The 16,659-nt window shown below is 46.6% G+C and carries 16 protein-coding genes and 1 riboswitch; of the genes, 4 read left to right on the forward strand and 12 right to left on the reverse strand.

All coding sequences use genetic code 11. The features are described from left to right. Positions 1-288: 288 nt before the first annotated feature. The 3 genes from KAI36_RS21585 to KAI36_RS21595 all read right to left on the reverse strand — a co-directional run bounded on the left by KAI36_RS21585 (position 289) and on the right by KAI36_RS21595 (position 3,422). Complete coding sequence (locus KAI36_RS21585; RefSeq protein ID WP_220025982.1) at positions 289-1,863, reverse strand: sigma-70 family RNA polymerase sigma factor; 1,575 nt, start codon at positions 1,861-1,863, stop codon at positions 289-291. Positions 1,864-2,056: 193 nt separating this feature from the next. Continuing rightward, positions 2,057-2,422 carry a hypothetical protein gene (locus KAI36_RS21590; RefSeq protein ID WP_220025983.1) on the reverse strand — a complete coding sequence of 122 codons (366 nt, stop codon included), beginning with the start codon at positions 2,420-2,422 and terminating at the stop codon, positions 2,057-2,059. 640 nt (positions 2,423-3,062) lie between these two features. Then, a complete protein-coding gene (locus KAI36_RS21595) occupies positions 3,063-3,422 on the reverse strand; it encodes a HesB/IscA family protein (RefSeq protein ID WP_013311832.1) in 360 nt (119 codons plus the stop codon). A 372-nt stretch (positions 3,423-3,794) separates the two neighbouring features. Between KAI36_RS21595 and mqnE the strand changes: the two genes are divergently transcribed. Both mqnE and KAI36_RS21605 read left to right on the forward strand, forming a co-directional pair. Next, a complete protein-coding gene (gene mqnE, locus KAI36_RS21600) occupies positions 3,795-4,901 on the forward strand; it encodes an aminofutalosine synthase MqnE (RefSeq protein WP_023990177.1) in 1,107 nt (368 codons plus the stop codon). 204 nt (positions 4,902-5,105) lie between these two features. Further along, on the forward strand, positions 5,106-6,173 hold the full coding sequence (locus KAI36_RS21605; RefSeq protein ID WP_220025984.1) for an NAD(P)/FAD-dependent oxidoreductase: 1,068 nt from the start codon (positions 5,106-5,108) through the stop codon (positions 6,171-6,173). Positions 6,174-6,291: 118 nt separating this feature from the next. Here the strand turns inward: KAI36_RS21605 and KAI36_RS21610 are convergent, their stop codons facing one another. Further along, on the reverse strand, positions 6,292-6,549 hold the full coding sequence (locus KAI36_RS21610) for a YuzB family protein (protein WP_023990179.1): 258 nt from the start codon (positions 6,547-6,549) through the stop codon (positions 6,292-6,294). 87 nt (positions 6,550-6,636) lie between these two features. Between KAI36_RS21610 and KAI36_RS21615 the strand changes: the two genes are divergently transcribed. Continuing rightward, positions 6,637-6,882, forward strand: a complete 246-nt coding sequence (locus tag KAI36_RS21615; RefSeq protein ID WP_013311836.1) for a NifU family protein — start codon at positions 6,637-6,639, stop codon at positions 6,880-6,882. A gap of 92 nt (positions 6,883-6,974) precedes the next feature. Here KAI36_RS21615 and KAI36_RS21620 read toward each other — a convergent pair whose 3' ends face one another. From KAI36_RS21620 to KAI36_RS21655, 8 genes are all read right to left on the reverse strand, one after another. After that, a complete protein-coding gene (locus KAI36_RS21620; RefSeq protein WP_220025985.1) occupies positions 6,975-7,739 on the reverse strand; it encodes an SDR family oxidoreductase in 765 nt (254 codons plus the stop codon). Between the two features lie 265 nt (positions 7,740-8,004). Continuing rightward, positions 8,005-8,847: a MetQ/NlpA family ABC transporter substrate-binding protein gene (locus KAI36_RS21625; protein WP_220025986.1), complete on the reverse strand. Its 843-nt coding sequence runs from the start codon at positions 8,845-8,847 to the stop codon at positions 8,005-8,007. A 74-nt stretch (positions 8,848-8,921) separates the two neighbouring features. Beyond that, positions 8,922-9,590, reverse strand: coding sequence for a methionine ABC transporter permease (locus KAI36_RS21630; protein WP_023990182.1), 669 nt, complete (start codon positions 9,588-9,590; stop codon positions 8,922-8,924). After that, entirely contained in the window at positions 9,587-10,609 is a 1,023-nt protein-coding gene (locus KAI36_RS21635; RefSeq protein WP_053326058.1) for a methionine ABC transporter ATP-binding protein, read from the reverse strand. The genes KAI36_RS21630 and KAI36_RS21635 overlap by 4 nt, the downstream gene beginning before the upstream one ends. 136 nt (positions 10,610-10,745) lie before the next feature. Continuing rightward, a riboswitch (SAM riboswitch) is annotated at positions 10,746-10,885 on the reverse strand. A gap of 125 nt (positions 10,886-11,010) precedes the next feature. Continuing rightward, complete coding sequence (locus KAI36_RS21640) at positions 11,011-11,736, reverse strand: Cthe_2314 family HEPN domain-containing protein (RefSeq protein ID WP_076159662.1); 726 nt, start codon at positions 11,734-11,736, stop codon at positions 11,011-11,013. 51 nt (positions 11,737-11,787) lie between these two features. Then, positions 11,788-13,554 carry a UbiD family decarboxylase gene (locus tag KAI36_RS21645; protein ID WP_025723591.1) on the reverse strand — a complete coding sequence of 589 codons (1,767 nt, stop codon included), beginning with the start codon at positions 13,552-13,554 and terminating at the stop codon, positions 11,788-11,790. 129 nt (positions 13,555-13,683) lie between these two features. Beyond that, on the reverse strand, positions 13,684-14,613 hold the full coding sequence (locus KAI36_RS21650; protein ID WP_209940380.1) for a COX15/CtaA family protein: 930 nt from the start codon (positions 14,611-14,613) through the stop codon (positions 13,684-13,686). A 173-nt stretch (positions 14,614-14,786) separates the two neighbouring features. Continuing rightward, the gene (locus tag KAI36_RS21655) at positions 14,787-15,131 is read right to left on the reverse strand and encodes a thioredoxin family protein (protein WP_023990187.1); all 345 of its coding nucleotides are present in this window, start codon (positions 15,129-15,131) and stop codon (positions 14,787-14,789) included. 236 nt (positions 15,132-15,367) lie between these two features. Here KAI36_RS21655 and KAI36_RS21660 point away from each other — a divergent pair, with 236 nt between their 5' ends. Continuing rightward, entirely contained in the window at positions 15,368-16,657 is a 1,290-nt protein-coding gene (locus tag KAI36_RS21660; protein ID WP_220025987.1) for a DUF2515 family protein, read from the forward strand. Positions 16,658-16,659 lie beyond the last annotated feature (2 nt).

Consider the following 16,659-nt stretch of genomic DNA (forward strand, 5'->3'; position numbering starts at 1 on the left):
TAACACCGGGGAAGAACTCACTAAAAAATCAATTACAATTTGTGTCATAGTTGAAAGCGCTACTTCTATTGCTTCCAGATAATCAAAAGCACCTATTAATGTCCATACTGCTTGTTTCGAGGTGATACGGGTACGCAAGCTATAAGCTACAGAGAAATAGACGCGGGACTCCTTGACAAACATTAGCTGGTTTTCTTGTCTTAATATGGTCTACTAAAAAATAAAAAAAGAGTTTCCCATAAACGGAAAACTCTTTCGCACTTTAAACAATCTGCTTCTATACTTTCTTCAATGTCGGACCAATCCACCAGCCAAATCATCCCATCGCCAAGAAACCTCATGTCCATGGAGATGCAGCCCCCCAAACCACTCGTCGATTCCTTGAACTGCAATGCGGTCCACTGATCCATTCAGTACCTCATTACCCAACTCTGTAAGAATTACCTTTCGGTTCAGAAAATCCGGAATTTGTCTGAAATCCAAGCCGACCTCATCCCCGTCAATGATCAGCAAAGGATGTTCGCCTTGCGCCAAAGCAAGAATAAATTTCCAGTATTCGAGATCACCCATGCCAAGCACATGCAGAACGTCAGTTACCTGACGAAACAATTCCAATGCCGTATTCACTCCATTATGAACGGCCTGAAGCGTGGTCTGTTCCACAATGCCAAGACCATTCTGCTCCGAGGGCAGCCGCTTGAGATGCGCTGTGAAAGCTTCATAGGCAAAAGGCAGGCCGGATGCTGCCAATTCTGCCTTCTTGTCTTCCAGCAGATTAGCCATTTGAACAGGATCAGGAGAAGCATACGCCTGCCAAAGCTCGCTTCCGAGTTCCATTTCTTGTCGCCCAATAGTCCGCCAGGTACCGGATAATGTCTGAAGCTGTGCCGGAGTGAGCTGTCCCAGACCATGAAACCGTTCGATTCCCGGAAACTCCCCAATACAGAGCAGGCTCAGCTTCGTGCGGCCCAGTTTCTGTCTTTTGAACCAGTGGAGCAGATAGGCGAGCATGCTCTGATCAAACAGGTCATGCTCAAACCACAACACGACTTCATCATACTTAATAAATTCACGAAGTTTCTGCTCTTGTTCCTCACAACCCGTAATATATTCGTTGGTCGGAATACCCATCGTTTCTTCCAAGACCCGGGCCCGCAATGCCCGTTCTTCCACCCCCGCTGGATTTGCAAATATCGGTCCTGCCGGATATACCTCTCTCCATACAAGCACATCACCCTGTACAACCCCCTGCTTCAACATCTGGCCTACAACATCACCGTTAACAATATGTAGCATGTTTTGCCCTCCCTCATACAAATGATTGAACACGGAAACGAGGTCAGCTACCGGGAGTGTACCTTTTAACTTTCGGCGGGCATCGTGCAGCCGCTTCTTAAGCGTCGGGACCGGAGTGCCCAGATAATCGGAAATTTCCTGCAGAGAGTAGCCGTAAAAATAAAACAATCGCAGAGGCACGCGCAGCTTGGCAGACAGTGCCTTCACCGATTGTTGCAGAACTTGGCTCTCCTCCCTACGCTCCGCAATTTCTGCTACACCCGGTACTCCTCCGGAAACCTGCACAGCCTCATCCAGAGGAAGCATCGAATGATGCTTACGCCGCAGCATCCGCTGGCACTGTCTTACGACAATGGTCTTGAACCAGCCTGGAAAAGCGGACGGGTTCTGTAGCTTCTCCAGATTCTGATAAGCCTCTATGAACGCATCCTGCACGGCATCTTCCGCGAGATGAACATCCTTTAGCATGTCATAGGACACCGCATAGGCCATCCCGCGAAAATGCAGCATCAGCTGCCCGAACGCTTCCGCGTTCCCTTGCCGCGCCTTTTCAACCCACTCCCTCATACGTTCCTAGCCTCTTTTCTTTCGTGTTCTTAATCTTAAGTGCCGGCTCAGTGGGGAAAGGTTACAAATCATGTTGATGGAAAAATGAAATGATTGATAAAGAGCTTCACTGAACACAGCAACCATATTAACAGATTCCTTCTCAATAGAAGCATAATGTAGTTACAGGCTGTTGGTTTTCAACAGAAATATATCATCCTTTATTTTTCACGAGGTTAAGTTCAATATGACTTCGACCATGTAGCCATAGCAGTTCATCCAGTAAAAACGCCAATCCATCCTTACTACGCAAACGCTCGATCAGTTCTGTAACGACCTCCATAATCTCACGCTGTACATTCTTCGCTAGTTGGAGACCCCCACTTTCCCCGTCTACATAAAGATGTGGATGGTCCGGTTGTTCTACCTTTCGTACATGCCGCAGACACAATACCCCATTTTCAAGATAAAAGAAATAGCTACGATCATACAGAACTCCCTCAAATAATTCATGCATATGAGGATCATCATCAGGTCCGTATGTCAGGGTAACTCTTTTTAAATTAACTGGATTGCTCATATAATCTTTCACTCCCTCAGAATTCAAATTGTAAGTTCCTATACTGAAATTTTAGTGAAGTAAAACTCTGATTAAAATAATGTGAACTTTTTATTTGATAAGTCCTGGAGGTTTGTATGCAATACTGTAATTTATGTATAAGAAGTCGTTCATTAAATACATTCGCATATATTCTCTCTCAAAAATCAATCGCAATATGGTATATATACCAAGTTAACTTCTATTTTGTTATTGAGGTACTTATACTATATGTTTGAATTCTTATAATCAAAATGGAGAGTGATACAATGGATTTTATAAAATCTATTTACACAAAACAAAACGTAAATAGCTCAGTACTCTTTTTTGCATTTTTAGTTCTATATAGTGTTTTTTCTGAGATTGAAATTAAACCCGTAGCTCTCTTGCTTTTTACAGTTGTATTTGCCTTTTTTAATGCCCTGAGTAAATTTGTCCAATCCACACATAGTGATAATGATCTTAAGTAAAGTTATCCTTAAACACATTAAAAAGACCTCCAGGGCGAATATAGTACGTGACTATACCGTTCTGGAGGTCTTGATTTACATTTTCGAATTGTCAACGCCCCATCGTGTAGGTTTGCAGACAACCCATTTTCATTGTATCCCCGTTATCTATCTTAACAAGGCTCTTCGTTCGGTTTCCCGGCATCTGTAGCCGTACGGAAGCTTGAACCACAGCCGCATGTAGCTACAGCATTCGGGTTATGAATCGTGAAGCCGCCTGACATTCCAGACTCTTCAAAGTCGATTTCCAGACCGTCCAGGTAGCGGATGCTTTCCTTTTCCACTACAATTTTCATATCCTGTACGTTCATATATATATCCTGATCCGTCTCGTTGTCGTCAAAGCCCATTGCATACGAAAATCCGGTGCAACCGCCCGGCGTAACACCTAGACGCAAAAACATATTCGGCGTTTCCTGCTGCTCCAGCATATCTTTCAAACGCTCAGCAGCGGAATCGGTGATGTTAATCATAGCTCCATCCTCCTCTTTTACTTCATGTTCTCCTTCAGTATACTCCACTATTAGCAGGTGCTCAAGTCATGGAATGTCCTTCCCTTACAGGCTTAAAGACCTGTTTTTCTATTCGTTTGTATTGAACACCGGTGGTGTGAGGTTTATAATAGGTGAAGAGTGTGTAAAAGAAACTGTCGGAAATTTGTCATTTCAAAGGCGATATTTTGAGACATTCATCATTGTAGCCTGGCATTGTAACATTTTTCACATATCGTATATCCGCGCTGCCGGATTCTTACCGACGGAACGGGACATCCTGTGCGCACCTATCGCTTGTGCCGCTGATTTAGCGGACAGCCTCGCACAGAGCAACTTGAAGGAGGAATAGGCATGTCCACATTAGTTACACCTTTTACAGACCGCAGAATGGCGGAAATTGTAGAAAAGGTACAGAACGGTATTCGTTTGAACCTTGAAGACGGTATATATTTGTATGAAACTGACGATATCCTCACACTGGGTCAGTTGGCTAACGAAGCTAATTTACGCAAGAACGGAAAAAAGGTTTATTTTATCGAAAACATGAGCCTGTACTTCACCAATGTATGCGAAGCGCGCTGCGCGTTCTGCAATTTCCGCAAGGATCAGGGGGAGGACGGCTCTTATACGTTGTCCGGGCAGGAAATGATTGATTATGTAGAGCAACACATCCATCCGGGGGTAAGAGAATTTCATATCGTCGGTGGTCATAATAATCATGTGCCTTTCCAATACTATGTAGACTCATTGAAGGCGCTGAATGAAAAGTATCCCCACGTTACACTGAAAGCTTACACTGCAGCGGAAATTGACTTTTTCACACGCATAAGCGGCTTGAGTATTAAAGAAGTGCTTCAGGAGCTGCAAAAGGCTGGACTTCAATCCCTGACTGGTGGTGGCGCAGAAATCTTGTCCGACGAATATCGGAAGAAGATGCGTGTTACGAAAGCCAACGTGGACCGCTATCTCGAAGTACATCGCACGGCCCACAATCTCGGCATGAAAACTCATACGACTATGCTGTACGGTTCGGTCGAATCGTATCAGGATCGTATTGAACATATGCTGCAAATTCGTGAATTGCAGGACGAAACGAACGGATTTATGGTATTTATTCCATTGTCCATGCAGCCGAAAAGCAAAAACGCCAACATCATGCGCCGTAACTCCGCTTACGAGGATCTCAAAACCATTGCGATCAGCCGCCTGATGCTGGACAATATCGACCATGTCAAAGCTTACTTCATTAATATTGGCCCGCAATTGACACAGGTCGCTCTCACCTTTGGCGCATCAGACGTCCATGGCACGATTGTGCGTGAGCAGATCAGCCATGCCGCAGGTGCGTTAACCCCTGCCGGATTGACCCGTAAAGAGCTAATCTGGCTGGTCAAAGGTGCAGGACGCATACCTGTAGAACGGGACACCTTCTATAACGAAATCGAAGTTTTCGAATAAATGTAATATCGGATTCAAATTTCCCGCGAGCATTTCATCCCCATTACTCACACCATGCAGCATCTGCTGCCTCGGAATACGCTGGTCTGCCTGCCAAAGGCAGGCCCGATTCTCGGGTTTTATATCAACAAAAAAACTAGTGTTAGATCGACAGACACCAGATCATTTGCCGGGGACACGGTAGCGAAAGGAAGGCGGATTTTGATGAAAAATTTCGTTATTCTGGGGGGCGGCTATGGCGGTCTTACCATTGCCAAAGAATTGCTGGATAAACACATTCCCGACGATGTTCAAGTTATTTTAGTGGATCGAATGCCCTTTCAGGGGTTGAAAACAGAGTACTATGCCCTCGCGGCAGGTACGGTATCTGATTTTGATTTGCGGGTGCATTTTCCAGATGAACAACGTCTTATTCGCAAATACGGAGAAGTCACCTCGATGGATCTAGAGAATAAGATTGTCCATTTTCAAGACGGTGAACCCTTGCCCTATGACCAGCTTGTCATTGCGTTGGGTTGTACCGACCGCTTTCACAATACACCAGGGGCTGAGGAACACAGCTGTACGATCCAGTCGTTTAACCATACCCGCCAAACCTATCTGCGCTTGAACGAAATCAAGCCATATGGACATGTCCATATTGTAGGCGGCGGTCTTAGCGGTGTTGAGATTGCTGCGGAGTTACGTGAAAGCCGCACGGATTTGAATATTACCATTATGGATCGGGGCGAGCGGGTGCTGTCGGCATTCCCGCAACGTTTGTCTGCCTATGTACATGCTTGGTTCAAGGAGCATCAGGTAAATGCGCTGAATCATGTTGCGGTTTCCCGTATTGAGCCGGGGGCTATTTATAACCGTGACGAGCAAATTGTAACGGATGCAGTGGTATGGACGGCTGGGATTCAGCCGGTGAAAATCGTGCAGGATTTAGCCGTTCCTAAAGACCCTCAGGGTCGCATCGTGCTCAACGAGTACTACCAAATACCGGATCATCCTGAGGTGTATGTGGTCGGAGACTGTGCGAGCCTTCCCTACTCTCCAAGCGCTCAGGCGGCAGAAGTGCAAGGGGAGCAAATCGCACACATTGTACGCGACCTGTGGAAAGGCCAATCGCCTCACCCGCATCCTTTAAAGCTGCGCGGTACATTAGGCGCACTTGGCAAGAAGGCCGGGTTCGGCTATGGCTTTATGGGCAGTACCTCATTGCGCGGACGAGTACCACGCCTGCTTAAAAGCGGTGTGCTCTGGAAGTCCAAACGCCATTTTGGCTGATTACATGCTAAACAAACAAAGAAGGCCCGCTCCCAGAGCAGGTCTTCTTTGTTTCTTGCATGAATGGATTATAATATTCCCTATACAAAAGGAAGCTGGCTAAACGGATCATTCTATTTCAATCCAAATCTAGGTTATCCCATGCTTCAGCTTCCTTAATTTTGTTCATAATCACTTCGTACAGAAGCTCTGCTGAATCTGCGGATACAATCTCACCGTTGACCATCGCATAGGGTTCGGCGTTGCACTGACCACAATTGCTTAGGCATCCGTATTCAATCACATCATAATCTGGATTCTGCTCCAGTTTGGACATGATTTCATCGGTACCCCAATGCATATTACTTGTGCAAAACTCAATAATAGGTCTTAACATTTTTTCACCTGCTTTGGATGACGGGCATTTTAATTTGGCCCGCTTTGTAATATAATAATAAAGGTATAGGAAAGGAGTTGAATTCTAATGAGCGAAACACAAAGCGTTCAAATGTATGATGAAGTAGCAGATGTACTGGATAAGCTCCGTCCGTTCCTGCAACGCGATGGTGGCGACGTTGAGCTGGTTGACGTTGAAGACGGCATCGTTAAGCTGAAGCTGGTAGGCGCTTGCGGCAGTTGCCCAAGTTCCACAATCACGCTGAAAGCAGGGATTGAACGCGCTCTTCTCGAAGAAGTCGACGGCGTCCAAGAAGTGGTACAAGTATTCTAATGCTTGATGCATAATGATCATGAGAGTCTTGACTTCGGTAACGAAGCTCAAGACTCTTTTTTGTGTTACAGCGTCTGAGGGATCACTCAAGCTTATATGGTTGGCCGAATGGGGTCCAATCCTCCCGATACATCCATAATATTACCTGTTATAAAATCCGAATGCTCCTCACACAAATAGGCGATCACTCGCGCAATGTCCTCTCCGCTCCCCGGACGTCCACGCGGTGTCTCTTTATCCTGCATGCCGATGACATCGGCGATTGACATTTCCTTATTTGCTCCTCGGATATCCCCTGGACAGATCATATTGACCGTAATGCCATAAGGAGCTTCCTCCACAGCCAGTGACTTCGTAAAAGACACCAGCCCCACCTTGGCGGCTGCGTAGACGGCGCGATGCGGCCAAGCCCTTGCTTCTCCAGCATGACCAAAGCCAAAATGAATAATACGTCCCCATTGCTGGCTACGCATGTGGGGCAATACCAAATGATCCAGCAACATGGTACCGACCAGATTCCCTTGTATCATGGTATGAATCTCAGCTACACTGTAATCCGCAAACAGACGGCGTTCCCGGATGAACGGTCCGGCATTGTTTACCATAATATCGACTCCGCCCAGCCGATCCTGTACTTCACCAATCAGCCTCGTGATATCTTCCTGAACAGAGATATCCCCTTGTAAAGACAGGCAGCGTACTCCCTTAGACTCAATTACCCGCTTAAGCGCTTCGGCTTCTGCTTGGCTATGCACATAATTTAGCGCAATATTACAGCCTTCATCCGCCAGACGCAAAGCGGTCGTTTTACCTAAACCTTTGGCACTGCCCGTTATGAATGCGACTTTATCTCTCAACAATTTTCCTCCTGTTCACAGAGAACGGTCACCCCCAAGTATAAAATATTTAAGCTTCCCCTACAACTCCATCCAAAAGAGCATTTTGCATAAATCCCAAGAGCGTTTTCCAATCAGCAATATATAGATCGAAACGCTTTAGTTCGTCTATATATTGTACTTATGAGCGTTGGGAATCGAATTATGCAAAATGCTGAAAAAGAAACCCCAGTCCTCTTGTTTAAGAGAATCTGGGGTTTGCGTGCAATACGTTCTCGTCCCCTACTTAAAATGCCGGGATAATCGCGCCTTGGTATTTATCTTCGATGAATTTTTTAGTTTCTGGAGATTGCAAAGCTTTGATCAGCTTCTGAATCGCTTCGGAATCTTTATTATCAGGACGTGCTACCAGAACGTTAGCATAAGGAGAATCTTTATCTTCCAGTGCCAGTGCATCCTTCGTTGGATTCAGCTTCGCTTCCAGAGCGTAGTTCGTGTTGATCAACGCAATATCCACTTCAGGCAACTGACGTGGCAGCATAGCCGCCTCAAGCTCCTTGAATTTCAGGTTTTTCTTATTTTCAGTAATATCTTTTACCGTAGCTTCAATGTTGCTTGCGTCTTTCAGCTTGATCAGACCTTGTTTCTCCAACAAGAGCAATGCGCGGCCTCCGTTTGTCGCATCGTTCGGAATGGCTACAGTTGCGCCATCAGGGATTTCATCAAGCTTTTTATATTTTTGGGAGTAGATACCGAATGGCTCCAAATGAACTGCGCCCACAGAAACCAGATCCATTTTGCGCTCTTTGTTCATCACATCCAAGTAAGGTACATGTTGAAAGAAGTTAGCATCCAGTTGCTTGTCAAACAATTGTACGTTCGGCTGTACATAGTCGTTAAACTGAACGACTTGGAGGCGAATTCCTTCTTTTTCCAATTGAGGTTTGATCGCTTCCAAAATTTCCGCATGCGGCACAGGAGAAGCTCCAACTTTCAGCTCCACTTCACGTGGTGATCCGCCTGTATTTTGGTTCGCATTGTTTGTATCCGATGTTGTGCTCTTTGTACCGCAAGCCGCCAGCACCGCAATTAATGTCAAGCTTAATACAGCCAATACCCATTTCTTCATGTTATTACCCCTCCAATAATTTGTAATATTCAGGAGCAGATGTCCTGATCAATAAGGATATCTATATGTTTTCCCTATTTTCGAGTATAATGCCGCACGAGACGATCTCCCGCCATTTGCAGCAATTGTACCAATACGACCATCAGCACGACCGCAACGATCATGACAGCCGTTTCATAACGATAATAGCCGTAGTTGATAGCCAGTGTACCCAGTCCACCGCCCCCGATCATCCCGGACATTGCCGTGTAGGATACGAGTGTAACGACGGTAATGGTTAATGCAGCGAGCAGACCCGGAAGTGCCTCACGTAACAGCACACGCCGGATAATTTGTCCTGTCGAGGCACCCATCGCTTGTGCGGCTTCAATGACGCCCTTGTCCACTTCACGCAGAGACGTTTCGACAAGACGTGCGAAGAATGGGGCAGCCCCAATAACCAATGGTGGAATGGTTCCCAACACCCCGGTCGAGGTACCTACCAGCGATCGTGTAAAAGGAATAAGTGCAACGATCAAAATGATAAATGGTACGGAACGTAAAATGTTAACGATGAATGATAATACAATGTATATCACCTTCATCAGAGTTAACGAGGAGCGACTCGCCAGAAACAATAATATGCCAAGCGGCAAACCAATAATGAGGGTGAACAATGCGGATGCTCCGAGCATCTGAAGGGTTTCCAGAGTAGAATTCCCTAGCTCATCCCAACTCACTTGTGAAAAATCAAGTTCGCTCATTGTCCGATCACCTCCACATCAAGTCCTTGCCCAGACACTTCGCGCAGCGTATGCTCTATATCTTCATGGTTTCCTTCAAAACGAACGATCAGCTGTCCATAGGGTACATTTTTAATCGTAGATATGGTTCCCTGCAAGATCGCAAAATCAACACCAGTGCTTCGAGCCGTACGCGACAGAATCGCATCATATGTTTTACTGCCCAAGAAGGAGATACGTACCACCTGCGCCGACTCACCGCCACCTGCTGCCGCAATCGCTGCTTGCAACTCCTCGGGATGTTCTGACTCCCGTTGGATAAAGTCCTTGGTTACCTGGTGCTGTGGCTTCAAAAATACTTCCGCCACTGGGCCTTGCTCCACGATGTCGCCCTGATGAATGACGCCAACTCGATCACAAATGCTTTGAATGACATGCATTTCATGTGTAATCAGCACGATGGTTAAATTAAAGCGCTGATTAATATCCAACAGCAATTTCAGGATAGACCCCGTCGTTTGCGGATCAAGCGCAGAAGTCGCTTCGTCACACAGCAATACATGAGGATCACTAGCCAGCGCCCGTGCAATTCCTACCCGCTGTTTCTGTCCACCTGAGAGCTGTGACGGATACTTTCCACTGTGTTCTTCCAGACCCACCAGTTCCAGCAGCTCACGAACTTTCATGTCCAGCTTTTCCCTGGGAGTGTTTACCAACCGCAAAGGAAATGCAATATTGTCATACACCGTTGCCGAAGATAACAAATTAAAATGCTGAAAAATCATTCCGATTTTTCGACGTTGCTTCTGTAACTGGGATTGACTCACAGTAGCGAGGTTTACCCCGTCTACCCATACTTCACCTGAAGTAGGGCGTTCCAATAAATTAATACAGCGGATCAATGTACTTTTCCCCGCCCCGGAGTGACCAATCACTCCGAATATTTCTCCACGCTTTATAGAAAGATTCAACCCAGATAGCGCATTAACGCGTCGGTTGCCTTTGCCATAATGCTTGGTTAACTGCTTAAGCTCTATCAACGTGCTGCGACCCCCTTCACTTCTTCCTTACCCTTTTAACCAGTTGTCATCTCTCAGAATTGTATAAAATCGCTATTTATTTATACAAAAAAGAGCCCCTTTCACAGAATGAAAAGGGCCCCACCTTGCGAACCTTTTCTCATCTGCCAAAATCGCTATAACTCTAGCGGTTTTGTAGGAATTAGCACCATCATGTTCCCTCCCAGTGTATTACACCGGGAAAGAACGGGTTGCCGGGCTTCATCGGGCCAGTCCCTCCACCTCTCTGGATAAGAAAAATATGTTAAACTCCAGCTTTAGCTGTCCGTTAAGTTTATATAAAAAAACATAATTCAAGCATTTTTCTGAAACTAGGTTTCAGTATAGATAGTTTACATTGCTTTGTCAAAGGATATTTTCTATCATATTTTTGGGCGTACTGCCCGATTCTCCCATTGTTTCGCAGTATAAGTAAAGGCGTTTGACAGCGACCGACATACCATTTCCAAGCCCTGCTGCAAATCTTCCAAATGGTGATCGAGGTCCTCCAGTTGGATTTTTCCATACAAAGCTCGGTGTCGTTGCCAGAGATCATCCTGCATTTCCGTATTCATATAGTGTATCTCCGTATTCCGACGCTTACGCAGCCGATTGATGGCATCGTTGTAAGTATCCTTGATATCAATTAAATTATCGGTCAATACAGGATGCATTTTGAGATACTTGAGCTGCCGCAACACGGTAAAATACGAATAGTGCGCCTTATACTGCCCTGTTTTTAAATCATACAGATCATTTAGCCAGTTACCCAGCTTATCCAAAATAGAGAAAACCCGAACAAACCCATCTTTATAAAAGAAAACATATAACGCATAATCGGATTTTTCATCCTCACTCATATCTTCAGCATATCCGGCTTTCACTTTCATACGGAAAAAGGCGGAAGCATGATGGCTCTGCTCCAGTTCATCCAGAGATGACATTAGACCGCGTGTTAAAATATCCGCCTTCCGAAAATCGTGGGTCGGATCTCCACCAGCCTGAATTTGCCGCTCCAGCAGGTTCAACATAGCTGACATGCTATTCATGGCATCTAGCAGGATGCCTTTGTTCACACGTGGTGGCTCACCCAGTAGCTTGCGTATCATGCTTACGCCTCCTTATAAATGTAAAATCCGGCTGTAGGTTTAATTAGGGCGTCAAGCGAAATAACTTGTCCATCGTTGATCTACAAGCTTAACAATATCCTCACGCGGTAACACCTCATCTGGATACCCCGGCTTCATACGCGCATCCACTACAATCGGCAGCTTATAGTTCAGATGATGCAAACGCACTTCGCTGTCTGCGTACATATCTGTAGCCGGGTTAAAGCGTGTGAATACCGTCCACAGGAACGAGGCTTGAGAGCGAACGACTTCTTTGGCATCGTCTACAATGAAGACGAGCGGCCACTCTTGCTCACCCGCTGCTAATCGCTCCAAAACACGTGCCGCCAGCTCAGGCTCCTGCTCAAAGGACGCACCCGATACGACAAGGCAACCTCCGCAATAGGGCTCAATTTCACGAATTCCCGGCAGATCGCCTCCCTCATAAGCACGAGGCAATTCACGTACAGGCTCACCTATCCCCATCAGGATGGCCTTACTGCCATGATTCAGCTTGCGGCCTGTGTAATCGAGTGTATCGTGTGACGTGTGATTGAATATAAATAAATCCCTTGCTGGATTAAATCGCTCCAGAATGGTTTCCAGCAGCAGGTTAAAGTCCGATAAATCAATTACTCGATCCGTCAGCATCAGGAATTTAGTCAACGACAATTGACCTTGACCCAAAATAGTAAAACCGGATACAAGCGCTTCACGGGAGTAGCTTTCACGTACCACTGCCGCTGCTAGCGCATGTACACCCGTTTCCGCATACGCCCACAGGGACTTGACGGAAGGCATCACAAGCGGATAGGCAGGCGACAGCAAACGTTGCAAAAACTCACCGAGATAGTAGTCTTCTTGCCGAGGCTTACCTACAATGGTTGCCGGATAAATGGCATCCTTGCGGTGATGCATATGTTTGACATGAAATACAGGGAAATCATGCTGTAATGAATAATAGCCAAAATGATCACCAAACGGGCCTTCCGGACGGCGTTCATGAGGCGGTACATAACCGCTGATTGCAAATTCTGCTTCTGCTGGAATCCGGTGACCCCCAAGCGGGTCTTCTGTCATGGGCAGCTTGCCTCCCATAATAAGCGAAGCCAGCAACAGCTCAGGCAAGTTTTCCGGTGCTGGCGCAATGGCAGACGCAATCAGGGCAGGCGGGCCACCGATAATAATCGTCGTAGGCAATGGCTCATTACGCAGCTCCGCTTCATGATAATGGAAACCGCCGCCTTTATGAATTTGCCAGTGAATGCCCGTCGTCTGATCATCATAAATCTGAATGCGGTACATCCCCAAATTATGATCCTTGGGCTGACCTGGCTTCTCAGTATACACGAGTGGAAGCGTAATAAACGGCCCTCCATCCTCATGCCAACTGGTCACTTTAGGCAGTGGTGCCAGCGGAGCCTCTGTACGGCGAACTCCCAATACAGGGGCCTCGCTATGAGATACTGTTTTTAGCCCTACTTTTAGCATGTCCTTAATCAGGCCACGTTCATTCCACAATGCTTTAGGTGTAGGTGGAAACAATGTTTTGGTCGCTCCTACAATCGCATCCATCAGTTGCTCTGGGCGCGGACCAAAAGCCATGTCCACACGGCGATTTGTGCCAAACAGATTACTGGCTACAGGAAACGGGGTTCCTTTTACATTCGTGAACAGAAGTGCCGGCCCTTCTTCCTCAATGACTCTTCGATGAATCTCAGCCAGCTCCAGGTAAGGATCGACAGGTGCCTCTATAATTTTAAGATGATTTTCTTTACGCAGCGCTTCAATAAATTGGCGCAAATTCTGGTAGATCAACTGGACGACTCCTCCTAAGCAAATCAAGCCCTCGAGAAACTCGCGGGCCTGGTTTGTTTCTTATATGCTATTATACGTGTTTAAACGCCTCTTGGGCAAAAATCCGCTTGACTATGATCTATGGAACGCTTAGGTACGTTGTGCTTGGGTCGGAACAAGCTTGCGGTCCGGTGACAATTGCCATACACGATAGCTCAGATAAGCCAAGATGGAGAACAACGATGCAATCACCAGCATATGTCCCAGCACGATAAACATGTAGATTTCAGGTTTGTTGACGTACAACAAGATAATTCCAATCACCACTTGAAGCAAGATTAACAAGACCGATACGACACCCAATATACGGATGTCCCGGTGATTCGGGTGATAACGGTATGAGTAGTGACCCACAGCCAAGATAATGACGAACAGCAGACCAGCTGAAATCTGATGAAGCAGCAGTGGAGATATGAAGCCCCCAATATTTACAACCTTTTGGATGACCGAGTGACTAAGCAACGCCCCTGAATAGACAGCAATATAGGTATAGATCGTCGATAACCATATAAAGTTACGAAAGCCCCGACTGACAGGCCCAGGAATCAGACGCGGGGTGTGGCGTGAATCTGCATGCTCCTGCCAGGCCCCCAGCGTCATCATAGTCGCACTGGCAAAGGCGATAAGCGCAAAGCCAAAATGCAGTCCCATGACTGCAGCCGATTGGGAGAAGACGACAGCCAACGCCCCCATTGCACCTTGTATGATGACAAACATGAGCGTGAGCAGCGAGAATAGCTGCAAATCCTTCCGATGCTTCATAAACAGCAAAAAGCCAACAAATGAGGCGATAGAAAGAATCCCGGCCATGGCACTGACCGAGCGATGAGAGAACTCAATAAGGGATGCAATCGTATGTGCCGGAACCAGCTTACCATTGCACAGCGGGAATTCCCGGCCACAGCCGAGACCCGAATCCGTCCGCGTCACGACACCTCCACCGAAGGTAGCCAAAAACATGACAATACATGTTACGAGTGCCAGCCATTTTAATATTCTAATTTTGTTATTCAAATTCACCCGTATCCTTCCAAATATAATATTTATTCACTTTATATGTTGTGAAATGATCACTTAAAGTAATTATAACTGATATATCGTTCCTTGACATACGAGCTTTGTTGACAAAATGTGAACGTGTCCGTGAGAAAGCCGCCCCCTTAGAAGGAAGCGGCTTTCTGAATGTCTTGATGTTATTTTGCCAAGCTCGCGTGGACTTCAACAGCCCGATCCAAAAATTGCTCAATCTCCTCGCGGGATTTGCGCAGTCTGTTCACCAGCCGTACCAGTTCTCGCCCTTCACTGTAAGCGATAAAGCTAGGAATCCCCAATACATTTTGCTCTTGACTGACGCTTTCGGCCTGTTCTACATCAATCTCAATTAATGTAAGCTTATCTGCATATTGATGTTCCACATCAGGCATGAACGGATCGATGAAATGACAATCCTTACACCAGTCCGCCTTAAATACAGCCACCGTAACGCCCGGAGTGGATATTGCCTTATTAAAGTCTTCATGAGAGACGATTTTTTGCATGGATGATTCCTCCTTAAATTCTTTTTGTGCTGAAAAGATTGCACTTTCTATTGTAACGCCAAGTTAAGCTTTTGCACACTCCCCCATTCTGCTCACATGCCGATTGGAAGCCCTCTCATTGAGGCATACTAAAGATATACTTAAGAATCCACATAAGCGACGACATCCTAACAGCATACCCAACATACTTGGCAGGATACGGGGATGCTTGCAGTTGGAAAGGAGGTTATTTAGTCATGTCTCTTACCGAATGGCTCCATACAGCATCTCGCCAGCTTCAAGGAGGACTAAAGTTACTGGGTTCCGTTCCCCGTGTTGCTGAGGAAGCTTGGGAGGGCAAACGGGCGGCTTGGACCGAATCCCGAAAATTACGCTCCCCCTTGCGTGAACTAGCGTGGGATTATCATACGGCACAGGCCGCTATGAATGAAGCTGAAGCGATAATGCTGGTGAACGGACCCGCTACGCGTCCCTCTTCTCTGAATATGCCCTTATGCGAAACAGACTGTGAGCTACTGGAGCGGATCAAGAACGATACAGCACAGGAGAATCGCAGCAACGTCACCCGCACTGCCGCTTACCTTGAATGCTATCGTGGCTACCCGGAGTTACACTGGGCATTACTGGCCCACCTGGTTTCTCGTAATGGCGGCTATAATATGACCGATCTGAAAGGGGGACTGATTGGCAACCTGTTCGGCGAACAGGAAAAGGAATGGCTGTATCGGCTACTGGAGCGCTGTAACGCCCTTATTTTTCAAGACGCTTATCCGCAGTTGCAACTTTACATGCACAGCCGTCATTTGGGTCGGAGTTGCTTTCATTTGTTGCCTTATTTTCACGTTTCGCCATTCATGAAGCCCTTTTGGGAACGTTTCTGGGCTTGGCGGGATAGCTCTCTGTTGACTGTGGCGCTCATCATTAATGAACAAAACTATATTGAAGGACGTGTGGTAAAAGATCCGTATTTTCAAAAATTTGTGACACACAAGCCGGGCTTTTATTTGCATGACTGGCTCCAGCTTAATCAGGTTATATTTCCACTTGGGCTGAACGGTGGACTTGCTGGACTAGTGATGGAGCGTTTCGGCCATTTGGACGAGCGGATCGGCTTTGGCAAAAGTCTCTATGCTATGCTCTTCGGCCATCAGCAGGTGCTGGACCAGGTATCAGCATTCGCTAACAGTGTGCCGCATACAGGTTCACGCAGCGACTATTGGCCCGGATTGTTCACCCAGAATGAACAAAAAGCGCTGCACTCTCCAGATGAAAGTGCAACGCTTTTAGCACATGAATGGCTGCCGCCAGGACAACGTCTGTACAGTCCGGAGCTGAACGCCGTCTGGTCCGATACAGCTTATGATCCAATCCCCCGGTATGACTGGTTTCAGGACGGCTCCACACTTGGACATCTCAGCGAACCAAGGCGACCGCTGTTATTTGCCATGCGCCATGAGCATCGTCATGGCATTCAAAAAACAGCAATGGCCCACGTTGCCCATAACAGCTTGCAATCTTTCCACTGAAA

Origin of the sequence: Paenibacillus sp. S02 (assembly GCF_019454065.1) — a bacterium.
GTDB classification, from domain to species: Bacteria; Bacillota; Bacilli; order Paenibacillales; family Paenibacillaceae; genus Paenibacillus; species Paenibacillus polymyxa_B.

Coding starts and splice junctions, on each gene's coding strand:
- KAI36_RS21625 (WP_220025986.1), bottom strand. CDS start 8,847: ATGAAGAAATGGGTATTGGCTGTATTAAGCTTGACATTAATTGCGGTG.
- KAI36_RS21610 (WP_023990179.1), bottom strand. CDS start 6,549: ATGTTAAGACCTATTATTGAGTTTTGCACAAGTAATATGCATTGGGGT.
- KAI36_RS21605 (WP_220025984.1), top strand. CDS start 5,106: ATGAAAAATTTCGTTATTCTGGGGGGCGGCTATGGCGGTCTTACCATT.
- KAI36_RS21660 (WP_220025987.1), top strand. CDS start 15,368: ATGTCTCTTACCGAATGGCTCCATACAGCATCTCGCCAGCTTCAAGGA.
- mqnE (WP_023990177.1), top strand. CDS start 3,795: ATGTCCACATTAGTTACACCTTTTACAGACCGCAGAATGGCGGAAATT.
- KAI36_RS21640 (WP_076159662.1), bottom strand. CDS start 11,736: ATGATACGCAAGCTACTGGGTGAGCCACCACGTGTGAACAAAGGCATC.
- KAI36_RS21595 (WP_013311832.1), bottom strand. CDS start 3,422: ATGATTAACATCACCGATTCCGCTGCTGAGCGTTTGAAAGATATGCTG.
- KAI36_RS21630 (WP_023990182.1), bottom strand. CDS start 9,590: ATGAGCGAACTTGATTTTTCACAAGTGAGTTGGGATGAGCTAGGGAAT.
- KAI36_RS21590 (WP_220025983.1), bottom strand. CDS start 2,422: ATGAGCAATCCAGTTAATTTAAAAAGAGTTACCCTGACATACGGACCT.
- KAI36_RS21585 (WP_220025982.1), bottom strand. CDS start 1,863: ATGAGGGAGTGGGTTGAAAAGGCGCGGCAAGGGAACGCGGAAGCGTTC.
- KAI36_RS21615 (WP_013311836.1), top strand. CDS start 6,637: ATGAGCGAAACACAAAGCGTTCAAATGTATGATGAAGTAGCAGATGTA.
- KAI36_RS21655 (WP_023990187.1), bottom strand. CDS start 15,131: ATGCAAAAAATCGTCTCTCATGAAGACTTTAATAAGGCAATATCCACT.